This window comes from Gemmobacter aquarius (assembly GCF_003060865.1).
Classification (GTDB): domain Bacteria; phylum Pseudomonadota; class Alphaproteobacteria; order Rhodobacterales; family Rhodobacteraceae; genus Paragemmobacter; species Paragemmobacter aquarius.
The window spans coordinates 34022-57441 of the sequence record NZ_CP028918.1 but is presented as its reverse complement, the minus strand read 5'-3'; the positions used below and the strand labels follow the sequence as shown (position 1 = coordinate 57441).

The following is a 23420-nucleotide window of genomic DNA, read 5'->3' as shown; positions in this document are numbered from 1 at the left end:
CCTAGATCGGTTTTCCCGCCAGCAGGCGCGGCAAATCGCCGTTCAGCCCCGCTGCCTGACGGATGAACGTCCGCCGCAGCGCGGGAATGCGGTTCACAAGCCCAAGCCCAAGGTCGCGCCCCAACCGCAAGACCGGGTTGTCGTTGGAAAACAGCCGGTTGACCGTGTCCATCCCCAGCGCAAGCGCAGTCGCATCGAACCGCCGCCAGCGCTGATAGGCATCAAGCGTGACGGCTGATCCGATATCCTCGCCCCGCCGCGCCGCCTCGACCACCACCTGCGCCAGCGCAGCCACATCGCGCAACCCAAGGTTCAGCCCCTGCCCCGCGATCGGATGCACGCCATGCGCGGCATCACCCACCAGCGCCACACGCGGCGCGATGAACGTTTCGGCCAGCGACAGCGACAGGGGATAGGTGAAGCGGTCCCCCGCCAGCGCGATCTCGCCCAGAAAATCGCCAAACCGCGGGCGCAGCGCGGCAAGGTACTCGGCGTCGTCCAGCGCCTGAATCGCCTTGGCGTTCGCTTCCGTCTCGCTCCAGACGATGCTGGAATGGTGCCCGCCGGCAAGCGGCAGAATGGCAAGCGGCCCCTCGGGCATGAAGAACTGGTGCGCGATGCCGTTATGCGGCTTTTCGTGCCTGATCGCGGTGACAAGCGCCGTCTGCCCATACCCCCAGCCAACGCGCTTGATTCCCGCCCGCGTGGCCGTCTGGCTGCCGCGCCCGTCGCAGCCAACCAGCAACCGCCCGCGCAGGGTCTGGCCCGAGCCAAGCGTGATCGTCACCCCTGACGCATCGACCGCCTGCCCCGTGACCGTCTGCTCCGACAAAAGCGTGATCTTCGGATGTGCGCCCATCGCCGCCAGAAACGCTGCATAAAGGTGACGGTCTTCCAGCAGGAAGCCCATCGGCCCTTCTTCGATCTCGGCGGCGTCAAAGGTCAGGAAGAACGGCGCAGGCCCCTGCCCCGCCAAGCCATCGGACGCCTTGATCTGGTGGATCGGCTGCGCCTTGTCGCCCACGGCGGGCCAGATACCGATGCCTTGCAGCAAGCGCCGCGAGGCGATGGCAAGCGCATAGGCGCGCCCGTCGAACCCCGCTTCGGCACGCACAAGCCCGGGGCGGGCGTCAACCACCGTCACGGTCAGGCCCGCATTCGCAAGCGCCAGCGCCAGCGCGGGGCCATTCAGCCCGCCGCCCGCAATCAGGATATCGGCATCATATGTCATGGCGGCAAATATGGCCTTGCGGGCGGGATTGTCCATGCGCTGCTCTGCCGCTACCGTTCGGGCAAAGAACGTGGGGACAGAATGAGCAGAACCTGGCTGAACATGCGCGCCGCCGACCTGGGGCGCGAGATCGGGGCGGGCCGGATCAACCCGATAGACCTGACCGAACTGCTGCTCGACACCATCGCCAAGCACCCTTTGGCAGACCGCATCTTTGCCCGCACCACCCCCGCACGCGCGCGGGCCGAGGCGATGGCCGCCACCACCCGTGCGCGGCGCGGATGGCGTCACGGCCTGCTCGATGGCGTGCCGATCAGCTGGAAAGACCTGTTCGACACGGCGGATGTGGCGACCGAGGCCGGGTCAGCCCTGCTGCGCAACCGCGTGCCCAAGCGCGACGCCGAGGTGCTTTCGGTCGCAACCCAGGGCGGGCTCGTCTGCCTTGGCAAGACGCATATGAGCGAACTTGCCTTTTCGGGTCTGGGCCTGAACCCCGTCACCGAAACGCCGCCCTGCATCAACGACGAAGACGCGGTCGCGGGCGGGTCGTCGTCGGGCGCCGCCGCTTCGGTGGCTTACGGCCTGTCGCCTGCGGGAATCGGGTCCGATACCGGCGGGTCGGTGCGTATTCCGGCAGCGTGGAACGACCTTGTCGGTCTGAAAACCAGCGCCGGACGCCTGTCGCTGCGCGGCGTGGTGCCCTTGTGCGAAAGGTTCGACACGGTCGGGCCCTTAGCCAAATCGGTCGAAGACTGCGCGCTTCTTCTGTCCGCCCTTGAAGGCACGCGCCCCATCGACCTGAGTGGCGGCACGCTCGCAGGCACCCGCCTGATGGTGCTGGAAACCGTGGCGCTCGACGATCTGCGCGAAGGGCCTGAACGCGGCTTTGACGATGCTGTCAGCCGTTTCAGCGGCGCAGGGGCAAAGATCGAACGCATCAAAGCCCCCGAAGTGGCCGAGGCGATGGCGCTGGCAGGCATCCTTTTCGCGACCGAGGCTTACGGCATCTGGCGCGACACGATCGAGGCTGCGCCGGCCAAGATGTTCCCCCGCATCCTCGAACGCTTCCGCTCGGGCGACAGCGTCAGCGCGCCGGAATACGTGGCCGGTTGGCGCAGGCTGGAACAGTTGCGCCGAATCTATGCCGACCGTGTCGCGGGCTATGATGCGGTGCTGGTGCCCACCTCTCCGATCCTGCCGCCCAATGCCGAACGGCTCATGCAGGACAACGATTACTACGTCACCGAAAACCTGCTTGCGCTGCGAAATACCCGAATCGGCAACCTTATGGGCCTGTGCGCCCTGACCCTGCCCACCATCGAGCCATCCTGCGGCGTATGCCTGATGGCCCCGCCCATGGCCGAAGAACGCCTGTTGCGGCTGGGCTGCGCGGCGGAAAAGGCGCTGCGGTAAGGGCGCAAAAGACACAAATGCTTCCTTCAACTTGCGGGGGAAGCAGCCTTTTTCTGGACCGCCGCCCCTGTCTTGGCTATCGTGCCGGTCAAACGGGGCGATACGACCCCGGATATGAGGCAAGAATGGTGTTTCCTGAGCGGTTTGACAGCCTGCCGGATTACGCATTTCCGCGTCTGCGGAAATTGCTCGACTCGTTCCCTGCGGGGGCCGAGCCCATTGCCATGACCATCGGCGAACCCCGTCACCCGATGCCCGCCTTCGTGGCCGAGGTGATGGCCGCGAACATCGGCAGCTTTGCTGTCTATCCGCCGAATGACGGCACGCCCGAACTTTTGGCGGCAATCTCGGGCTGGCTGGCGCGGCGCTACGGCGTCGATCTGGCCGAAGACCGTTTGATGGTGCTCAACGGCACGCGCGAAGGGCTGTTCAACGCCGCCGTGGCGCTGTGCCCCGAAGCAAAGCACGGCAAAAGGCCCGTCGTGCTGATGCCCAACCCGTTCTATCAGGTCTATGCCGTCGCCGCCTTGGCGATGGGTGCCGAACCCGTCTACGTGCCCGCGACCGCCGCCACGGGGTTTCTGCCCGATTACGCCGCACTTCCCGCCGAAGTGCTGGACCGCGTGGCCATCGCCTACCTCTGCTCGCCCGCCAATCCGCAAGGCGCGGTTGCCAGCCGCGACTATTGGGCCGACCTGCTGCGATTGGCCGAAAAGCACGATTTCCGCATATTTGCCGACGAATGCTATTCCGAAATCTGGCGCATAGCCCCTCCGCCCGGCGCCCTGCAGGTGGCGGATGAAATCGGCGCCGATCCCGAACGCGTCTGTGTGTTCCATTCGCTGTCCAAGCGGTCGAATCTGCCGGGGCTGCGGTCGGGCTTTGTGGCTGGCGGCGCGGAAAGTATCGCCCGCATCCGGCAGTTGCGGTCCTTTGCCGGTGCGCCGCTGCCGCTACCGATCCAGCGCGTCAGCGAACGGGCATGGAGCGACGAGACCCATGTGGCCGAAAACCTCGCGCTCTATCAGGCCAAGTTCCGCATCACGGATGAGGTGTTTTCAGGCGTTCAGGGCTTCCAGAACCCCGATGGCGGCTTCTTTCTCTGGCTGCCGGTCGATGACGGCGAGGCGGCGGCGGTGAAACTGTGGCGCGAAACGGGGGTGCGGGTTCTGCCGGGCGCTTACCTGTCGCGCGATGTCGGGGGCCACAACCCCGGCAAGGGATATATCAGGGTCGCCCTCGTGGCACCCAAAGACGAAATGCAGCGCGGGCTTATCAAGCTTCGCGACTGTCTGTACGGGTAAGGGACGGGCAAAATGGCATCCTATCAGGCACGGCAGCGCGATCCGCTTCTGGACCAGAACATGCAGGCGATGCTTGAACGGCGCGGGCGCGAGTTGATCGGCATCGTGCTGATCGTCACCGCCTTGCTGTTCACGCTGATTCTGGGAAGCTACTCGCCCGAAGATCCCGGCTGGATGGTTGCCACCGAAGAACCGGCGCGGAATTTCCTCGGCCATTTCGGGGCGGGCCTTGCCTCGACGCTGATCATCATCGGCGGCAAGGGCGTGTGGTCGATCCCTGTCATCCTCGCGGCATGGGGCCTGCGCTTCACGCTGCATCGCGGGGCAGAGCGGGCGCTTGGCCGCATCGTCTTTGCGGTGATCGCGGTCGCCATGACCTCGGTCTACGCGGCCTCGCTGGTGCCGGGGGCCGACTGGCCCCATTCGTTCGGCCTTGGAGGGTTGTTCGGCGATACGGTGCTTGGCGCGCTGATCGGCATCGTGCCGGGAAGCGCGGGGTTCGGGATCAAGTTCGTCTCGCTGGCAACCGGACTTGGCGTGCTGGTGATGATGCTTTTCGTAACCGGCTTCGACAGGCGCGAAGTCGCCGCGATCCTGCGCTTTCTGATGGTCGGATCGGTGATCTGCTACAACACGGCGCTTACTCTTGCCGGACGCGGTGCCCAAGGCACGGCGCGGGCCGCAGCGGTGGTGCAAGAGCGCCGTCGCGCCGCGCAATCCGACCCGCGCCGGTTCGATGACCGCCCGTCGCGCAACGCCGAACCCGCGCCGCAGCAACGCCGCGAGACGCAGTCGGAATGGGGCACGCCCAGCCAATTGCGCGCCGACCCGCGCTATGGGGCGACGCTCGCCGATGCGCCCCACTATGCCCCGCCCAAGGAAAAGGTCAGCCTTCTGGCCCGGGTTCCGGGCCTGATGCGCCGCGCAGTCGAACCCGAGCCGGAACTGATCGAACCCACGCCGCTCGATTTCGACGATGATTTCCGCCCCGACCAAGACCGCATCAAGGCGCGGATTTCCGATGTGATCAAATCGCGCATCCGCAACCCGAACGGCCCCGTCAGCGTGGTCAGCCAAGCCGTGGGCCGCCGCGAGCCTTCCCTCATGCGGCCCAACCGTCCGGTCACTCTGGTGGCCGACACCACGCCCCGCCGCGTGACCGAACCGCCGCTGACCGCTGCCCATGCCGCGACCCTTGCCGCCCCGCAACTGCCGCCGCTGCCGCCGCTGGTTACCCGTGGCATGCCTGTGCTGCCCGAAGCGGGCGGCTTTGACGAAGACAACATGTTCCGCCCCGATCCTGCCGACGATTGGGCACCCGAAGCCGAGGTGATGGACGAGGACGACTATGCCCCCGCCCCGCCGATGCCGCGTCTGGGTGCCGCCGACCGCCGCCCCGTGGTGCAGCATGGCGTCAAGAAACCCGTGCCGCCGTCACGTCAGGCCATGGCCGAATCGCAGCCCAAGCTGCGCTTCGACGATCCGGCCCCCGCCTATGAACTGCCACCCCTGTCGCTGCTCGCGTCGCCCGAGGGGGTGCAGCGCCACACACTTTCGGACGAGGCGCTGGAAGAGAATGCGCGGATGCTTGAATCGGTGCTGGACGACTATGGCGTCAAGGGCGAGATCGTCTCGGTCCGCCCCGGCCCGGTGGTCACCATGTATGAACTCGAACCCGCGCCGGGGCTGAAAGCAAGCCGCGTGATCGGCCTTGCCGACGACATCGCACGCAGCATGTCGGCCCTGTCAGCGCGGGTGTCGACAGTGCCGGGGCGCACGGTGATCGGCATCGAATTGCCCAATGCCGTAAGGGAAAAAGTAGTACTGCGCGAAATCCTTTCCGCCCGCGATTTCGGCGATTCGAACATGCGCCTGCCGCTGGCCCTGGGCAAGGATATCGGCGGTGAGCCGATCGTGGCGAACCTTGCCAAGATGCCCCACCTGCTGATCGCCGGAACCACCGGTTCGGGCAAGTCGGTGGCGATCAACACCATGATCCTGAGCCTGCTTTACAAGCTGTCGCCCGAAGAATGCCGCCTGATCATGATCGACCCCAAGATGCTGGAACTTTCGGTTTACGATGGCATCCCGCACCTGCTTTCGCCTGTCGTGACCGATCCGAAAAAGGCGGTCGTCGCCCTGAAATGGGTCGTGGGCGAGATGGAGGAACGCTACCGCAAGATGTCCAAGATGGGCGTCCGCAACATCGAAGGTTTCAACGGCCGCGTGCGCGAAGCGCTGTCCAAGGGCGAGATGTTCAAGCGCACGATCCAGACCGGATTCGATGACGACACCGGCGAACCCGTGTTCGAAACGGAAGAATTCGCCCCCGTCGCCCTGCCCTATATCGTTGTGATCGTTGACGAAATGGCCGACCTGATGATGGTCGCGGGCAAAGAGATCGAAGCCTGCATCCAGCGCCTCGCCCAGATGGCGCGGGCGTCCGGCATCCACCTGATCATGGCGACACAGCGCCCGTCGGTCGATGTGATCACCGGCACGATCAAGGCGAACTTCCCGACGCGGATTTCGTTTCAAGTCACATCCAAGATCGACAGCCGCACCATCCTTGGCGAACAGGGCGCCGAGCAGCTTTTGGGCATGGGCGACATGCTTTACATGGCGGGCGGGGCCAAGATCACGCGTATTCACGGCCCCTTCGTTTCCGATGAAGAGGTCGAGGAAATCGTCAACCATCTCAAGAGCTTCGGACCGCCTGCCTATATGTCGGGCGTGGTCGAAGGGGTCGAGGATGACAAGGCCGACGATATCGACATGGTGCTGGGCCTTGGTGGTGGCGAAGGCGGAGACGATGCGCTGTACGATCAGGCGGTGGCAATCGTGGCCAAGGATCGCAAGTGCTCGACCAGCTATATCCAGCGCAAACTGGGTATCGGCTACAACAAGGCGGCAAAGCTGGTCGAGCAGATGGAAGAGCAGCATGTCGTCACGCGGGCCAACCATGTGGGCAAGCGTGAAATTCTGGTGCCGGAAGCGTAACGCGCTGGAAATGCACGACAAAAGGCCGCCCTATCGGGGCGGCCTTGTTCTTTCGGGCTTTGGTTGATAGGCCCCGCGCCATGAAAGCGGCGGTTTCCTTGGGTGATCTGGTGGCGCGTGGTCTGGTCGAAGCGGCCGAGGCCCCTGCCCTGCTGCCGGTCGAGCAGTCGTTCCGCATCCGCCTTTCCGGCGCGATGCAGGGGGCGATTGCCACACGCGACGATCCGGTAGCCCGCCAATTCATCCCGTCAGTTCAGGAACTTGACATCAAGCCCGACGAATCGGGCGACCCGATCGGGGACGAGGTTCACAGCCCCGTCAAAGGGTTAACGCATCGTTACCCCGACCGCGTGATCCTGCATGTGACCAAAACCTGCGAGGTTTACTGCCGTTTCTGTTTTCGCCGCGAGGCAGTGGGTGACGAAGGGCACTTGTCACAAGACGAGATCATAGCGGCTTTGGATTACGTGTCGGTTAATCCCGCGATCCGCGAGGTGATTTTGACAGGCGGCGACCCGTTGGTGCTTTCCCCCCGTCGAATCAAGGACTTGGTCGAGCGGATCGGGGCGATTTCGACGGTCGATACGCTGCGGATACACACGCGGGTGCCGGTGGTGGCCCCCGAACGCATGACCGAGGCGCTGGTTTCGGCGTTCGAGACGCGGTTGACGGTGATTCTGGTGCTGCACGCGAACCACGCGGCCGAGTTCACCGATGCGGCGCGGGCGGGATTGCGGGCGATGCAGCGTGCCGGAATTATGCTGCTTTCCCAATCGGTTCTGCTGCGCGGGGTGAATGACAGCCTGCCCGCGCTAGAGGAATTGTTCCGCGAAATGCTGCGCTGCGGGGTGAAGCCCTATTACCTGCACCATTGCGACCTTGCGAAGGGCGTCTCTCACTTTCGCACGACGATTGCCGATGGCATGGCGCTGATGCGCGGGCTGCGCGGCAAGCTGGCAGGGCCGCTGATCCCCACCTATGTCATTGATATTGCAGGTGGCTTTGGCAAGGTTCCGATCACGCCGGACTATGTGGTAGCGGGTGCCACGCCGGGCGAGTGGCGCATCACCGATTGGCGTGGCGGGGTCCATGACTACCGCGACCCGCACTGCACAACCGATGCACAGTCTGTGCAGACGATTCTGCAAAAAGCGTGAAGACCGGTTAAGGTTTACGCTTTCAGGCCGCTTCGACCGGACGCTTGATTTTCGCCGCGGCTTCCACGACCAGCGGGCGGAACCCTGCCGCGCCGCCGTCGAGCAGGGCGAAGAATTTGGTCCGCATCCGCGGCTCCCAGAAATCATTGATATGCGAGGCCGTCAGCTCGACCCCTTCGGCATGGGGTTTGGATTCCATGAACTGGGCGATCTGGTTTGCCATGTAGATCAGTTTGGCGTCGGTATTAGCGGACATGGGCGGCCTTTGTCAGTCGGTCGGAATGGGAGAACACCTCGAACCTGTCGGAACGGGCGAGGGCGATAAGGGTGATGCCGGCTTCCTCGGCCAGGTCCACCGCCGTGGCGGTCGGGGCCGAAACGGCGATCAGCACGGGCGCGCCAAGCGTGGCAACCTTTTGCACCATGTCGATGGACACGCGGGAGGTGAGGATCACCGCGCCTTGCAGGCGGCCATTGCGGACCACATGGCCTACCAGCTTATCCAGCGCATTGTGGCGGCCCACATCCTCACGCGCGGCGAAGATGCCTGCCGGCGTCCAATAGGCGGCGCAATGGGCGGCACGGGTGATGTCATGCAGGGGTTGTTGCGCGGTCAGGCTGGCGACTGCCGCGTTCACCTGTTCGGGCGACATGCGGAAACTTGACGGCGCGACATGCGGCACGCGGCGCATCGCCTGTTCGATGCTGTCGATGCCGCACAGCCCGCAGCCCACGGGGCCAGCCATGGTGCGGCGGCGGGCGGCAAGGCGCGACTGCGCGGCGTCAGGCACCCAGATTTGCAGGTCGATGCCGTTGCAGGTTTCCACCGCTTCGACCGAGTCGATCTGGTCAGGGGTAGCGATTCCCTCTGTCAGGGCAAAGCCATAGGCAAAATCGGTCAGGTCCGACGGGGTGGCCATCATCACGGCTTGGGTCGAGCCGTTGAAGGACAGGGCAACCGCCACCTCGGACGGCAGGGGGCGGACCCCCTGCGCGATCCCGTCTGCGCCGAAAGACAGGCGCGGGAGGCGGCGGACGCTGTCCATCATTCGGCCGCGAGAATGCGGCGCGAGTTTGCGGCTTGGGCGTTGTATTCCTCTTGCCACTCGGTCGGGCCGTTGGACGGCGACACCTGAACCGCCGTCACCTTGTATTCGGGGCAGTTGGTCGCCCAGTCGGAAAAGTCGGTGGTGATGACGTTGGCCTGCGTGTCGGGGTGGTGGAAGGTCGTGTAGACCACCCCCGGCGACACGCGGTCGGTAATTTTCGCCATAAGCGCGGTTTCACCCGAGCGGCTGGCGAGTTTCACGAACTGCCCATCACGCACGCCACGCAGTTCGGCGTCATGCGGGTGGATTTCCAGCACGTCTTGGTCATGCCACACCACGTTGTCGGTGCGGCGGGTCTGCGCGCCCACGTTGTATTGCGACAGGATGCGGCCCGTGGTCAGCAGCAGCGGAAAGCGCGGGCCGGTCTTCTCGTCGGTAGCGATGTATTCGGTGACGATGAACTTACCCTTGCCGCGCACGAACCCTTGGGTGTGCATCAGCGGCGTGCCCTCGGGGGCGAGGTCGTTGCAGGGCCATTGCACCGAGCCCATGGTTTCCAGCTTTTCATAGGACACGCCCGCGAAAGACGGGGTGAGCATGGCGATTTCATCCATGATCTGGCTGGGGTGGGTATAGGCCCAGTTGGCACCCATGGCTTGCGCGAACATCTGGGTCACTTCCCAATCGGCATAGCCCTGCTTCGGGGCCATGACCTTGCGGACGCGGTTGATGCGGCGTTCGGCGTTGGTAAAGGTGCCGTCCTTTTCAAGGAAGGACGAGCCGGGGAAGAACACGTGCGCGTAGTTCGCGGTCTCGTTCAGGAACAGGTCATGGACGATCACGCAATCCATCGCGGCAAGTCCGGCTGCGACATGTTTCGTGTCGGGGTCCGATTGCAGGATGTCTTCGCCTTGGCAGTAAAGCCCCTTGAAGGTGCCTTCGACCGCGGCATCCAGCATGTTGGGGATGCGAAGCCCCGGTTCGTTGTCGATCTTGACGCCCCAGAGCGATTCGAACACGTCACGCACGGCATCGTTCTTGACATGGCGGTAGCCCGGCAGTTCGTGCGGGAACGACCCCATGTCGCAGGAACCCTGCACGTTGTTCTGGCCGCGCAGCGGGTTCACGCCCACGCCGGGGCGGCCCACATTGCCAGTCAGCATCGCAAGGTTGGCAATGCCGATGACGGTGGTCGACCCTTGGGAATGTTCGGTCACGCCAAGGCCGTAGTAGACCGCGCCGTTGCCGCCACGGGCGAACAGGCGGGCGGCGGCGCGCAGTTCCTCGGCGGGGACGCCAGTCAGAAGCTGGGTCGCCTCGGGCGAGTGGCGCGGGTCGCTGACGAATTCGGCGTAGTCCTGGAATTCGTCCCAATCGCAGCGTTCGCGGATGAAGGACTCATTGAACAGGCCTTCGGTCACGATGGTATGGGCCAGCGCCGTCACCACGGCCACGTTGGTGCCGGGGGTCAGTTGCAGGTGGTGGCTGGCCTTTATGTGCGGGCCATCGACAAGGTCGATGCGGCGCGGGTCGACGACGATCAGCTTGGCACCGGCGCGCAGGCGCTTTTTCAGGCGGCTGGCAAAGACGGGGTGGCCGTCGGTCGGGTTGGCGCCTATCAGGATGACGACATCGGTGTGTTCGACGCTGTCGAAGTCTTGCGTTCCGGCGCTGGTGCCGAAGGTCTGGCCAAGCCCGTATCCGGTGGGCGAATGGCAGACGCGGGCGCAGGTGTCGGTGTTGTTGTTCATGAACACCGCACGGGTCAGTTTCTGCACGAGGTAGGTTTCTTCATTCGTGCAGCGGGACGAGGTGATGACACCGACCGAATGGCGACCGTGCTTGTCGATGATCCCCTTCATCCGGTTGGCGGCGAATTCCATCGCTTCCGACCACGACACTTCCTGCCACGGGTCGTTGATGCTGTCGCGGACCATGGGTGACAGGATGCGGTCCTTGTGGCTGGCGTAGCCATAGGCGAAGCGGCCCTTGACGCAGCTATGCCCGCGGTTGGCCTTGCCGTGTTTATAGGGGACCATCCGCACCAATTCGTCGCCGCGCATTTCGGCCTTGAACGAGCAGCCGACGCCGCAATAGGCGCAGGTGGTGATGACGGACCGTTCGGGCGTACCAATCTCGATGATCGACTTTTCCTGAAGGGTCGCGGTCGGGCAGGCCTGCACGCACGCGCCGCAGGAAACGCAGTCCGACGTAAGCGCGGTATCGGTTTTCGCGCCGAAGGACACGCGGCTGTCGAAGCCACGGCCCTCGATCGTCAGGGCAAAGGTGCCCTGCACTTCCTCGCAGGCGCGAACGCAGCGGGAACAAACGATGCACTTTGCAGGATCGTAGCTGAAATAGGGGTTGCTATCGTCTTTCGGCAGGTATTGCGGGTTGACCTCGCCCGAGTTGTTCTTGGCCTTGAAGTGGGTATCGACCGCCTCATAGCGCACATCGCGCAGGCCGACCGCGCCCGCCATATCCTGCAATTCGCAATCGCCATTGGCCGAGCAGGTCAGGCAATCCAGCGGGTGGTCGGAGATGTAAAGCTCCATCACGCCGCGGCGGAGCTGTTTCAGCTTGGCGTTCTGGGTGTGAACCTTCAGCCCCGGTGCCACGGGTGTGGTGCACGAGGCGGGGGTGCCGTTACGGCCTTCGATTTCCACCAGGCACAGGCGGCACGACCCGAAGGCATCGACCGAGTCGGTCGCGCAAAGTTTCGGGACCGTGATCCCGATTTCGGCTGCGGCGCGCATGATGCTGGTGCCTTCGGGCACGGTGATGTCGAAGCCGTCGATGGTCAGCGTGACCATGGTCTTGGACTTGGCGGCGGGGGTGCCGAAATCGCGGTCGGGGATGATGAAGTCTTTCATCTCAGGCACCTTTTTTCTTGGCAAGCTGGTGGGCGACGATGGCATTGGCATGGCCGTGGCCCATCGCGTGGGTTTCCTTGAGAAAGGAAACGATCTGCATATGTGTTTGATCCAGACGATCAGCGATCTGGTCGAACCAGTGCTGGATTGGCTGGCCGTACTTCGCCTCGATCGAAGGAAAGTACGAGGCCGGTCCTTTGACAGTTTCTGTCATTCGGCGGCTTCCTTCATGGGGGCGAAGTCGTCAGGGAAATGGGTCAGGGCCGACAGCACCGGATAGGGCGTGAACCCCCCCAGCGCGCAGAGCGAGCCTGATTTCATGGTGCTGCACAGGTCGGTCAGCAGCGGGATGGCAGCAGCGTCGCCCTTGGCGATGCGGTCGATGGTTTCGGTGCCGCGCACCGCGCCGATGCGGCAGGGGGTGCATTTGCCGCAGGATTCGATGGCGCAGAACTCCATCGCGAAGCGGGCCTGTTTCAGCATGTCGGCGCTGTCGTCAAAGATCACCAGACCGGCATGGCCGATCAGCCCTTCCTTGGCGCCGAATTCCTCATAGCCGAAGGGCGTGTCGAACAGGTCGCGCGGGAAATAAGCCCCGAGCGGCCCGCCCACCTGCACCGCCTTGACGGGGCGGCCCGTGGCGGTGCCGCCGCCGATGGTATCGACGATCTGGCCGAGGGTGAGGCCGAAGGCGGTTTCGAACAAGCCGCCCTGTTTCACGTTTCCGGCGATTTGCAGCGGGATGGTGCCACGCGACCGGCCAAGGCCGAAATCCTTGTAGAACGCGGCACCGCGTTCGAAAATCACCGGCACGGTCGCCAGCGAAATCACGTTGTTCACGACCGTCGGGCGGCCAAGGAAGCCTTGCAGCGCGGGCAGCGGCGGCTTGGCGCGGACCACGCCGCGCTTGCCTTCGAGGCTGTTCAGAAGCGAGGTTTCCTCGCCGCAGACATAGGCCCCCGCGCCGACACGGATTTCCATGTCAAAGGCGTTCGGGGTGCCGAGGATGGATGCCCCGAGGATGCCAGCATCGCGGGCAATCGTCACGGCGGCGGACATCACCTCGATCGCGTCGGGGTATTCGCTGCGGATGTAGACGTAGCCTTTGGTCGCCCCCGTGGCGAGGCCCGCGATGACCATGCCTTCGATCAGGGTAAGCGGGTCACCCTCCATCAGCATGCGGTCGGCAAAGGTGCCGCTGTCGCCTTCGTCGGCGTTGCAGACGATGTATTTCTGGTCGGCCTTGGCCCCTGCGACCGTGTTCCACTTGATGCCGGTGGGAAAGCCCGCGCCGCCACGACCACGCAACCCGCTATCGGTGACTTCTTTCACGATGGCCGCGCCGTCGAGCGTCAGCGCGCGGCGCAGACCGGAAAGGCCGCCGTGGGCTTCGTAATCGGCGAGCGACAGCGGGTCGATCAGGCCGACACGGGCAAAGGTCAGGCGGGTTTGCTGCGCCATCCACGGCAGTTGGTCGGTAAGGCCGAGGGCAAGCGGGCCGCCGTCGAAGATTTGCGCCACATCGGCGGTGGTCATCGGGCCGAACGCCATGCGTCCGGCATCGGTGACAACCTCGACCAGCGGTTCCAGCCAGACCATGCCGCGCGATCCGTTGCGGATTATCTGAACCGTCACGCCGCGCTTTTGCGCTTCGATGGTGATGGCGTTCACAACCTCATCCGCGCCGAGGGCGCGGGCGGCGGCGTCGCGGGGAACGTAGATCTTCATTCAGCGGACCCCTGCGATAATGGTATCAAGACGGGCTTCGTCGACACGGCCGACCAGTTTGCCGTCGATCATCGCGGCAGGCGCACAGGCGCACAGGCCAAGGCAGAAGATCGGCTCCAGCGTCACCTGCCCGTCACGGGTGGTTTCGTGCCATTCGATGCCAAGCGCCTTTTGCGCATGGGCCGCGACACGGTCGCCGCCCATCGACTGGCACGCCTCGGCGCGGCAGAGTTTCAGGATGTGGCGACCGGCGGGGTCTTCGCGGAAGTCGTGGTAGAACGACATCACGCCATGCACTTCGGCCTTCGACAGGTTCAGGCGCTTGGCGATGACCGGCAGCGTGTCACGCGGAACGTAACCGAACTGGGCCTGTATCGCGTGCAGAATCGGCAAGAGCGGGCCTTCGAGTCCGTCATGTGCGGTCAGGATTTCCTCGGTTCTCGCAAGGATTTCGGTCGTGGAAAGCGTCATGTCGGGCCCTTTGTCTGATGCAAGGGTGATGACGCGGAACGATAGGGGAATCAATATCGATTTCCCGTTGTTTGATAGACGCGGTCTATTGAACGGCTAGGGACGTGTCGGCTCACGGATGGAACGACAGGGATTGCCTCGTGGCCCAAAGCCACGGGGCGCGCCCGACCCGCCCCCCGGGGCGGGCGCACGTATACGTGCACCCACCCCGCAGGTCGGGCGCGCCCCTACCCTATCGTCCTTAAACCCCCGCCCCCTTGGCAAACCGTTCCGCTTCCGCGATCAGCGCGGCCAGAACCGGTGTCAGCGGGTCGCGGCGGGCGGCGATCATGCCCACAAGGTGCTCGACCTCGGGTTCCACGATGGGAATGGCGCGCAACTGCCCGCCACCCGCAAACATCAGCGCGAGTTCGCGCGGCACGATGCTGGCCCAGCGACCCGTCATCACATGGGCGGTCAGCGCGATGGTCGAATTGCTTTCGATCTGCGGGGTGATACTGGTGCCCGCTTCGGCCAGATGCTGGTTGACGATGCGGCGGTTCTGCATGTCGCCGGTCAACAGACACAGCGGCTGTTCGGCCACCTCGGCCCATGACACGCTTTCACGCTCGGCAAGGGGCGAACCCGTGGCGCAAAGCAGGCGGTAGAATTCGGCGTAAAGCGGCACCTGCGCCACGCGGCCCAAGGGTTCGTTGTCGAGGTAGGTTATCCCTGCATCAAGATCGAGGCTTTCGATACCGGCCAAAATCTCGGCACTGGTGCGCGACAGGATCGTGACGCGCACATTTGGGTGGCGGGCGGTAAACGGGCCGGTCAGCCCCGCGATCATCGGCAGCGCGGTCGGGATCACGCCCAGCCGGATGTTGCCCGACAGGCCCGCCCGCACCGCCCGCATCTCGTCTTTCAGCGCCCGCATGTCGCCCGCGATGCGGCGGCCCCAATCGAGCACGCGCTGGCCTTCGGGTGTCAGCCCCTGAAAGCGCGACCCGCGAAACACGAGCTGCACGCCAAGCTGTTCCTCAAGCTGGCGGATCGCCGACGAAAGCGTGGGCTGGGTCACGCCGCACACCTCGGCCGCGCGGCCAAAGTGGCGTTCGTTGGCAAGGGCGATGAACATTTCCAGCTTGTCGATCATGTGACAAGCCTGACCCGATAAGGTGCTTGTCCGCAAGGGCTGCGGCCATTACCTCTGCTGCATGAAACGCTTTATCCCCTTTGTGAAGAAGCCCGCCTATGTGCCCGTCATCCGCCTGTCGGGCGCGATTGGCGGGGGTTCGCGTGGCCTGTCGGATGCAGGGCTTGCGCCCTTGGTCGAACGCGCCTTTGCCCGTGGCAAGCCTGCGGCGGTGGCGCTGGTCATCAACTCGCCGGGTGGGTCGGCGGTGCAATCGTCGCTGATCGCGGCGCGCATCCGGCGGCTGGCCGATGAAAAGGGCGTGCCGGTCCACGCCTTTGTCGAAGACGTTGCGGCATCTGGCGGCTATTGGCTGGCCTGCGCTGCCGATGACATCTGGGTCGATGCGTCCTCGATCGTGGGGTCGATCGGGGTGATCTTCGCCTCGTTCGGTTTCCCCGAGGCGATGGCGCGGGTGGGTGTGGAACGCCGCGTGGTCACGGCGGGGCGGTCGAAATCCTTTGCCGACCCGTTCCTGCCGCAAAAGCCCGAAGATATCGATCGGCTGAAAGCGTTGCAGGCCCCGATCCATCAGGCCTTTATCGACCATGTCAAAGCGCGGCGCGGGGCACGGATCGACGCAAGCGCCGATCTGTTCAACGCCGATGTCTGGGTCGGGCAACAGGCGGTCGATCTGGGGCTTGTGGACGGCGTGGCGCATGTGGTGCCCAAGCTGAAAGCGCTTTACGGCGACAAGGCGCGGCTGGTCCCGCTTGGCCAGCGCCGCAGCCTGTTGCAGCGTCTGGGCATGGCCGCGACCGACGGGCTGTTGCAGGGGGTCGAGGAACGCGCACTCTGGGCGCGGTACGGGCTGTGATAAAGGGCGCGATCTTTTTCCTTCTGGTCATGGCCGCCATCGGCATGATCGGCAACGCCATCGCGCCGGGATCGGTGAAGCGGGTTTTGCGGCGGCAACTGCCGAAAGCGGCTAGTTGTCCGCGCTGCGGGCGCTATCTGCTCGGCAAGACAGGTTGCGACTGCAAAAAGGGATGACAATGCGGGCTTTGGTGACGGGGGCGGGCAAGCGACTTGGCCGCGCGATGGCGCTTTATCTGGCGCGGCGCGGGTATGACGTGGCCGTGCATTACGCCCACAGCCGGGCCGAGGCCGAAGCCGTGGTGGCCGAGATCACCGCGTTGGGGCGGCGGGCGGTGGCCCTGCAGGCCGACCTGTGCGTCGAGGCTGAAACGGAAACCCTTGTGGACCGCGCCGCCGCCGCACTGGGCGGGCCGCTGACGGTGCTGGTCAACAACGCTTCGATCTTCGAGCATGACACGATCCGCAGCGCCACCCGCGAAAGCTGGGACCGGCATATGGAATCGAACCTGCGCGCGCCCTATCTGCTGATCCAGACCTTCGCGGCACAGGTGCCCGCAGCGGTGCCCGACGAGAACGGCGAACCCTTGGCGCCGGGCTTGGTGGTGAACATGATCGACCAGCGCGTCTGGAAACTGACGCCTGAATTTTCGACCTATACGCTGGCCAAGGCGGCGCTTTGGGCGTTGACCCAGACCGCTGCACAAGGCCTTGCCCCCGATGTGCGGGTGAACGGCATCGGTCCCGGCCCCACCCTGCGCGGCGGGCGGCAGACCGAGGCGGCCTTTGCACGGCAGCGGGCCGCCACGATCCTGCGGCGCGGCGCGGGCGAGGCCGATATCATCGCCGCCTTGGGCTTCCTGCTCGATTCGCCCGCAATCACAGGGCAAATGATCGCGGTAGACGGCGGGCAACACCTGGCCTGGGAAACGCCCGATGTGGTAGATGTCGAATAAACCTGACGCTACCGCAGCCGTAAGTTGTCCACTTCCATTAACACGGTCACAGAGCCGTTACGAATTCGTCAAGAATTTCAGGTATTTGCCCTATGTTGAAAATAATTTCGTTTAATTTCAATAAGTTAAATTTATGCCTAAAAATGAGGCACCCCAGCGAAACGGGCCAAAAACAAGGAGAATCCGCCGCTCGCCAAAACTTGCCCACCTAGTTATCCACAGAAAGAGTGGACAGCTTTGCTCTTGCTCTTGTGGCTTTGGCGGTGCAGCCGGAAGTAGAATCGACATCTGCGGGAAACAGCGTTCGGAACGATGACCGAGAACAGCGAAAACAGCCTCGAAACCGTGCCCGAAGCGCGGGTGCCCACGGGTCACGCGGTGATCCACGGCTACCTCCGCACGCTCGACGCGTCGCCCGGTGTCTACCGCATGCTGAACGCCAAGGCCGAGGTGCTGTATGTCGGCAAGGCGCGGAACCTCAAGGCGCGGGTGACGAATTACAGCCGCCCCTCCGCCCAGCATTCGGGCCGCATCGCGCGGATGATTTCGGAAACCGCGTCGATGATGTTTCTGACCACGCGGACGGAAACCGAGGCGCTGCTGCTGGAACAGAACCTGATCAAGCAATTGAAGCCGCGCTACAACGTGCTTTTGCGCGACGACAAGTCGTTCCCCAACATCCTGATCGGGAAAGAACATGACTTCCCCCAGATCAAGAAGCATCGCGGCAAGCGGTCGGAAAAGGGCAGTTACTTTGGCCCCTTCGCTTCAGCCGGGGCGGTGAACCGCACGCTGAACCAGTTGCAGCGGGTGTTCCTGCTGCGGACCTGCAGCGACCCGATGTTTGCCAGCCGCACCCGCCCCTGCCTGCTGCACCAGATCAAGCGCTGTTCCGCGCCTTGTGTGGGAAAGGTGACGCCCGCCGAATATGCCGCGCAGGTGCATGATGCCGAACAGTTCCTGTCGGGCAAATCGACCCAGATACAGGCCGAGCTTGCGACCGCCATGGCCGCCGCCTCGGAAGCGATGGAGTTCGAGCGGGCAGCCGCGATGCGCGACCGCATCCGCGCGCTGACCAATGTGCAGCAGGCGCAAGGCATCAACCCCAAGGGCGTTGCCGAAGCCGATGTGATCGCCCTGCATCTGGAGGGCGGGCAGGCCTGCGTGCAGGTCTTCTTCATCCGCGCCAACCAAAGCTGGGGCAACCGCGATTTTTACCCGCGCACAGGGTCTGGCGCGGAAGAACCCGAAATCCTCGAAGCCTTCGTCACCCAGTTCTACGACGACAAGGAACCGCCCCGTCTGGTCTTGCTGTCGCACGAGGTGGAAAACCCCGATCTGGTGGCAGCAGCCTTGGCCGAACGCGCGGGGCGCAAGGTGGAACTCGCCGTGCCCCTGCGCGGCGAAAAGGCCGAGCTGATGGAAAACGCGGCCCGCAACGCGCGTGAATCGCTGGCGCGGCGCATGGCCGAAGGGGCGGCGCAGTCCAAACTGCTGATCGGTCTGGCCGATGCCTTCGACCTCGACGCAGCCCCGAAACGGATCGAGATCTACGACAACGCGCATATCCAAGGGTCTGATGCCGTGGGCGGCATGGTCGTGGCAGGGGCCGAAGGCTTCATCAAGGGCCAGTATCGCAAGTTCAACATCAAGGGCGCGGCAGGCAAGGCGGGCGACGATTTCGGCATGATGAAAGAGGTGCTGACCCGCCGCTTCGAACGCCTGCTAAAGGACGACCCCGACCGCAAGACCGACGCATGGCCCGACCTGTTGCTGATCGACGGCGGCGCAGGGCAGGTGTCGGCGGTGGCAGGGGTTCTGGCCGAGCTTGGCGTCGATGACGTGCCCTTTGTCGGCGTGGCCAAAGGCATCGACCGCGACGCGGGCAAGGAGGAATTCTACCGCCCCGGCGAACCGGTCTTTGCCCTGCAACGGAACGACCCCGTTCTATACTTCATCCAGCGCCTGCGCGACGAGGCGCACCGCTGGGCCAATGGCGCGCACAAGGCAAAACGCTCCAAGGCGATCAGCGTCACCCCGCTGGATGATGTGCCGGGCGTCGGGGCCACCCGAAAACGCGCGCTGCTGGCGCATTTCGGGTCAGCCAAGGCGGTGGCGCGGGCGGGGGTGTCAGACCTGATGGCGGTCGACGGCATTTCTGAAGCGATGGCGCAGGTGATCCACGACTTCTTTCACGACCGCTGATCAGTCGTCGTCGCCGTCATCATCCTTGGCGGCGATATCGCGCTGCACGACCTCGTCCGCGAACAGCCGCCGTGTTTCATCCAGCCGGTCAAAGGTCAGGTCCGGCAGGAACCGCAGCTCGGGCGCATATTTCAGCGTCATCTCGCGGCCAAGGCGGCGGCGGAATTCATAGGCATTGCGCGCCAGCGCCGTGCAGGCCTCTGGTGCCGTTCCGGTGCCCATCAGCGGCATGACATAGATCGTGGCCACCTTCAGGTCGGTCGAACACGAAACCTCGCCGATGGTGATCGACATGCGGTTCAGTTCGGGATCATGGATCTCGCCCCGCGACAGCATATCGGAAAGGGTGCGGCGGATCAGTTCGCCGACGCGCAGCTGGCGCTGCTTGGAGCCTTGGGATTGGGGGCGCTTGCTTGACATGGGGGCTTCCATAGGGGTTTTGCCCCCGCCGCGCAACGGCAGGCTTTCACCGCTTCGGCGAAGCGGCTAAAGCGGGGCAAAAGGCGGGGGATTTCGCATGGAACAGCCGGGTATCGTGATCACGGGCGCATCGGGCCGCATGGGGCAGATGCTGATCGGCGCAGTCGCCGCATCGGACAAGGCGCGTCTGGTCGGCTGCGTGGAACGCACAGGCCACGCATGGATCGGCCGCGACGTGGGCCTGTGCATGGGGGGTGCCGCGCTCGGCGTCACCGTCACCGACGACCCGCTCGAAGCCTTCGCATCGGCGCAAGCGGTGATCGACTTCACCGCCCCCGCCGCCACGGTGGAATTCGCAGCCCTCGCCGCACAAGCCCGCGCCGTGCATGTGATCGGCACCACGGGGCTGGAAGCCACCCACTTGGCAGCGATCGACGCCGCCGCCCGCCATGCCGTCATCGTGCGGGCGGGCAACATGTCGCTCGGCGTCAACCTGCTGGTGAAACTCACGCAAAAGGTCGCCGCCGCCCTCGACGCCGACTGGGATATCGAGGTGATCGAAGCCCATCATCGCCACAAGGTCGATGCCCCGTCAGGCACCGCGCTGATGCTGGGCCAAGCCGCCGCCCAAGGCCGCGGCGTGGCGCTCGATGCGGCGCGGGTGTCAGGCCGCGACGGCATCACCGGCCCGCGCGAAACCGGCAGCATCGGCTTTTCCGCCATCCGCGGCGGCGACATCGTGGGCGAACATGACGTGCTTTTCGCCGCAGCAGGTGAACGCATCATCCTGCGCCACGTCGCAACCGACCGCGCCATCTTCGCCCGCGGCGCTCTCAAAGCCGCGCTCTGGGGCCAGGGCCAGAAACCCGGCCAATACGACATGATGGATGTGCTGGGCCTCTGACCCTTTCACACTCGCCCAAATATCCTCAGGGGGTGAGGCCGCAAGGCCGAGGGGGCTGAAAGCCCCCTGACCCCGAGCGCAAGCGAGATAAGTGGCTTGCGGCGGCACGCCGCTCCGTTTGGTCAACAAAAAGGGCCGTCCGGTTTCCCGAACGGCCCCCTGTCACGAAACCTGAAAGATCACTTCTTCTTCGGCGGCACAAAGCGTTTGGACGTGTCCTTGGCATCCGCACGCGGTGCCGCGGGCTTCGGCCTTGCGCCAAAGGGCTTGGCCCCCGCAGGCTTGCCAAAGGCAGGCTTGGCGCCAAAATCGGACTTGCCCTTGAACGGCCGCGCATCGGCGCTGCCTTCGGACTTGCCACGGTAGGCGGGCTTGGCATCCGATTTGCCCGCCCATTCGCCACGCGGCTTTGCCGGACCGTCGCCACGCGGCGCATAGGACGGTTTGTCGCCATGCGATTTCGACCCTGCCGCACGGCCAGCGCCTTCCGGCCCGCCATGCGATTTGAACCCTGCCGATTTGCCGGTCTCGGCCTTCCAGCGCGGTTTCTTGTCGTCACCCTCAGCCCCTGCGGCACGCGGCGCATAGGGCTTCTTGTCCCCGTAAGCCGCACGCGGCGCATAGGACGGCTTGTCGCCCCCGTCGCGCGGTGCATAGGGCTTTTTCTCGCCATAGGCCGGACGCGGGGCCGACGACCGTTCGCCACCCTCACGCGGGGCATAGGGCTTTTTCTCGCCATAGGCCGGGCGCGGCGCGGCACCGTCACGCGGAGCGTAAGCCTTTTTCTCGTAAGGCTTCTTCTCGCCGTAAGCAGCGCGCGGAGCATAGGGCTTTTTCTCGGCCGGAGCCTCGGCGGACGGGGCGTTGTCGGCGGGCGACCAGCCCGAGCCTTCCTCGACCACACGCGCAGGCTTGGGCACGTAAGCCGGACGATCGTCACGCGGCGCACGCTCTTCGCGGGCGGGACGGTCCTCGCGCGGCGCACGCGGCGCAGGCGCGCGGCGTTCGGGCTTGCCCGCGCCATAGGCGGGGCGTTCCGCGCGTTCCATCGACGGTTCACCCGCCAGACGCGTCAGCACCAGACCGGGTTCGATCTCGACCGATTGCGGGAAGCGCCCTGCGACCTGATCGGCGATCTGGATGAAGGTTTCTTCCTGCTGCACACGGATCGCGCCGATCCCGTCCTTGGTGATCCCGCCCTGTTCGCACACCTTGGGCAGCAACCAACGCGCTTCCGCCCGTCCGGTATGGCCAACAGAAAGCGAGAACCAGACCGAAGGCCCGAATTCCCCGCGTTCACGCGGGGCCGAAGCGACGGGCGTGACCGCATCCGACAGCACTTCGGGCGCAGAACGCCCCTCGCGCCACAGCCGCACGAAACCGGCGGCGACCTGCTCGGGACCGAAACGTTCCAGCAGTTGCGACACCATCACCTGCTCGTCCGCCGCATCGGCAGCCAAAGCGGGATGCTCCAGCAGGCGCACGTCATCCTTGGCCTGCACTTCTTCCGCAGACGGGGCTTTGCCCCATTCGGCAGCCAGCTTGGCACCTTGCAGCAACCGCTGCGCCTTTTTGAATTCCGCCGGCGGCACGATCAGCACCGAAGTACCCTTCTTGCCCGCCCGTCCCGTGCGCCCCGACCGGTGCAGCAGCGTTTCGGAATTGCTGGGCAGATCCGCATGGACCACCAGTTCCAACCCCGGCAAATCGATGCCCCGCGCCGCAACGTCGGTGGCGATACAGATCCGCGCCCGCCCGTCACGCAGCGCCTGCAGCGCATGCATCCGCTCGGTCTGGCTCAGCTCGCCCGACAGTGCCACGGCCTGAAAGCCACGGTTCGCCATGCGGGCCAGCAGATGGTTCACGTTCACCCGCGTCTTGCAGAACACGATCGCGGTCTGCGCCTCGTAGAAACGCAGCACGTTGAAGATCGCGTGTTCGCGGTCACGCGCCTGCACCGACATGGCGCGGTATTCGATATCGGTGTGCTGGCGCGATTCGCCCTGCGCCACGATCCGCAGCGCATCGCGCTGGAAGGTTGCCGCCAGCTTTTCGATCTCTTTCGGCACGGTGGCCGAAAACATCATCGTGCGCCGGTCTTCCGACGCCGACCCGAGGATGAATTCGAGATCTTCCGCGAAGCCGAGATCGAGCATCTCGTCCGCTTCGTCCAGCACCACCGCCTTGACGCCCGACAGGTCGAGCGACCGGCGCTCGATATGGTCGCGCAGACGGCCCGGCGTGCCGACGACGATATGCGCGCCACGGTCCAGCGCCCGCTTTTCGGTGCGGTAATCCATGCCCCCGACACAAGACGCGATCTGCGCGCCCGTGGAGCCGTAAAGCCATTCGAATTCGCGCTGCACCTGCTGGGCCAATTCGCGCGTGGGCGCCACGACCAACGCAAGCGGCTTGTCGGCGTAAAGCAGTTTGTCCACGCCGCCCAGCACTTCGCCCGCCATGGCAAGGCCGAATGCAACGGTCTTGCCGCTGCCGGTCTGTGCCGAAACCAGAAGGTCGCGTCCCGCAACTTCGGGCGCAATAACCGCGAGTTGCACAGCCGTCATGGCGTCATAGCCCTTGGCCGCAAGAGCCGCTGCCAAAGGCGCGGCGATATCCAGATCGTTCATGTTTTTTCCCAAAGGGGCGGCATCGCGCCCGAAAAGTGCCAAAGTCCGGCACCTCTCTCCCCTTCGCTTGGTCGGCCTCCTCGCCGCCA

The 23420-nt window shown here is 64.8% G+C and carries 19 protein-coding genes; 9 read left to right on the top strand and 10 right to left on the bottom strand.

The features are described 5' to 3' along the window. Position 1: 1 nt before the first annotated feature. Positions 2-1231 (bottom strand): FAD-dependent monooxygenase, encoded by a 1230-nt coding sequence (locus tag HYN69_RS00285; RefSeq protein WP_108436952.1) that lies wholly within the window; start codon positions 1229-1231, stop codon positions 2-4. Between the two features lie 81 nt (positions 1232-1312). Between HYN69_RS00285 and HYN69_RS00280 the strand changes: the two genes are divergently transcribed. The 4 genes from HYN69_RS00280 (at position 1313) to HYN69_RS00265 (ending at position 8105) form a co-directional block, all read left to right on the top strand. Next, entirely contained in the window at positions 1313-2644 is a 1332-nt protein-coding gene (locus tag HYN69_RS00280; protein WP_108433986.1) for an amidase, read from the top strand. Positions 2645-2769: 125 nt separating this feature from the next. Beyond that, positions 2770-3948: an aminotransferase class I/II-fold pyridoxal phosphate-dependent enzyme gene (locus HYN69_RS00275; RefSeq protein WP_108433985.1), complete on the top strand. Its 1179-nt coding sequence runs from the start codon at positions 2770-2772 to the stop codon at positions 3946-3948. Positions 3949-3960: 12 nt separating this feature from the next. Next, positions 3961-6948 (top strand): DNA translocase FtsK, encoded by a 2988-nt coding sequence (locus tag HYN69_RS00270; protein ID WP_108433984.1) that lies wholly within the window; start codon positions 3961-3963, stop codon positions 6946-6948. 80 nt (positions 6949-7028) lie between these two features. Then, positions 7029-8105 (top strand): lysine-2,3-aminomutase-like protein, encoded by a 1077-nt coding sequence (locus tag HYN69_RS00265; RefSeq protein WP_108433983.1) that lies wholly within the window; start codon positions 7029-7031, stop codon positions 8103-8105. 22 nt (positions 8106-8127) lie between these two features. Here the strand turns inward: HYN69_RS00265 and HYN69_RS00260 are convergent, their stop codons facing one another. The 7 genes from HYN69_RS00260 to HYN69_RS00230 form a co-directional block, all read right to left on the bottom strand. Continuing rightward, on the bottom strand, positions 8128-8361 hold the full coding sequence (locus tag HYN69_RS00260; RefSeq protein ID WP_108433982.1) for a formate dehydrogenase subunit delta: 234 nt from the start codon (positions 8359-8361) through the stop codon (positions 8128-8130). After that, entirely contained in the window at positions 8351-9154 is an 804-nt protein-coding gene (fdhD, locus tag HYN69_RS00255; protein WP_108433981.1) for a formate dehydrogenase accessory sulfurtransferase FdhD, read from the bottom strand. The genes HYN69_RS00260 and fdhD overlap by 11 nt, the downstream gene beginning before the upstream one ends. Beyond that, entirely contained in the window at positions 9151-12027 is a 2877-nt protein-coding gene (gene fdhF / locus HYN69_RS00250) for a formate dehydrogenase subunit alpha (protein WP_108433980.1), read from the bottom strand. The genes fdhD and fdhF overlap by 4 nt, the downstream gene beginning before the upstream one ends. 1 nt (position 12028) lies before the next feature. Then, entirely contained in the window at positions 12029-12241 is a 213-nt protein-coding gene (locus HYN69_RS00245) for a DUF4287 domain-containing protein (RefSeq protein WP_108433979.1), read from the bottom strand. After that, positions 12238-13755 (bottom strand): formate dehydrogenase beta subunit, encoded by a 1518-nt coding sequence (locus HYN69_RS00240; protein ID WP_108433978.1) that lies wholly within the window; start codon positions 13753-13755, stop codon positions 12238-12240. The genes HYN69_RS00245 and HYN69_RS00240 overlap by 4 nt, the downstream gene beginning before the upstream one ends. Then, a complete protein-coding gene (locus HYN69_RS00235) occupies positions 13756-14226 on the bottom strand; it encodes a formate dehydrogenase subunit gamma (RefSeq protein WP_108433977.1) in 471 nt (156 codons plus the stop codon). 241 nt (positions 14227-14467) lie between these two features. Beyond that, positions 14468-15361 carry a LysR family transcriptional regulator gene (locus HYN69_RS00230; protein ID WP_108433976.1) on the bottom strand — a complete coding sequence of 298 codons (894 nt, stop codon included), beginning with the start codon at positions 15359-15361 and terminating at the stop codon, positions 14468-14470. A 61-nt stretch (positions 15362-15422) separates the two neighbouring features. Here HYN69_RS00230 and HYN69_RS00225 point away from each other — a divergent pair, with 61 nt between their 5' ends. The 4 genes from HYN69_RS00225 to uvrC all read left to right on the top strand — a co-directional run bounded on the left by HYN69_RS00225 (position 15423) and on the right by uvrC (position 19377). Further along, positions 15423-16217, top strand: a complete 795-nt coding sequence (locus tag HYN69_RS00225; RefSeq protein ID WP_108433975.1) for a S49 family peptidase — start codon at positions 15423-15425, stop codon at positions 16215-16217. A 29-nt stretch (positions 16218-16246) separates the two neighbouring features. Further along, the gene (locus HYN69_RS00220; RefSeq protein ID WP_216824627.1) at positions 16247-16393 is read left to right on the top strand and encodes a hypothetical protein; all 147 of its coding nucleotides are present in this window, start codon (positions 16247-16249) and stop codon (positions 16391-16393) included. Between the two features lie 2 nt (positions 16394-16395). After that, on the top strand, positions 16396-17172 hold the full coding sequence (locus tag HYN69_RS00215; RefSeq protein ID WP_108433973.1) for an SDR family oxidoreductase: 777 nt from the start codon (positions 16396-16398) through the stop codon (positions 17170-17172). A 312-nt stretch (positions 17173-17484) separates the two neighbouring features. Further along, a complete protein-coding gene (uvrC, locus tag HYN69_RS00210) occupies positions 17485-19377 on the top strand; it encodes an excinuclease ABC subunit UvrC (RefSeq protein ID WP_108433972.1) in 1893 nt (630 codons plus the stop codon). On the opposite strand, the gene rbfA is transcribed toward uvrC, so the two are convergent. Next, on the bottom strand, positions 19378-19797 hold the full coding sequence (gene rbfA / locus HYN69_RS00205; protein WP_108436951.1) for a 30S ribosome-binding factor RbfA: 420 nt from the start codon (positions 19795-19797) through the stop codon (positions 19378-19380). A gap of 97 nt (positions 19798-19894) precedes the next feature. Here rbfA and dapB point away from each other — a divergent pair, with 97 nt between their 5' ends. Further along, on the top strand, positions 19895-20701 hold the full coding sequence (dapB, locus tag HYN69_RS00200) for a 4-hydroxy-tetrahydrodipicolinate reductase (RefSeq protein ID WP_108433971.1): 807 nt from the start codon (positions 19895-19897) through the stop codon (positions 20699-20701). A 179-nt stretch (positions 20702-20880) separates the two neighbouring features. Here dapB and HYN69_RS00195 read toward each other — a convergent pair whose 3' ends face one another. Then, complete coding sequence (locus HYN69_RS00195) at positions 20881-23331, bottom strand: DEAD/DEAH box helicase (protein ID WP_174213588.1); 2451 nt, start codon at positions 23329-23331, stop codon at positions 20881-20883. Between the last annotated feature and the right edge of the window lie 89 nt (positions 23332-23420).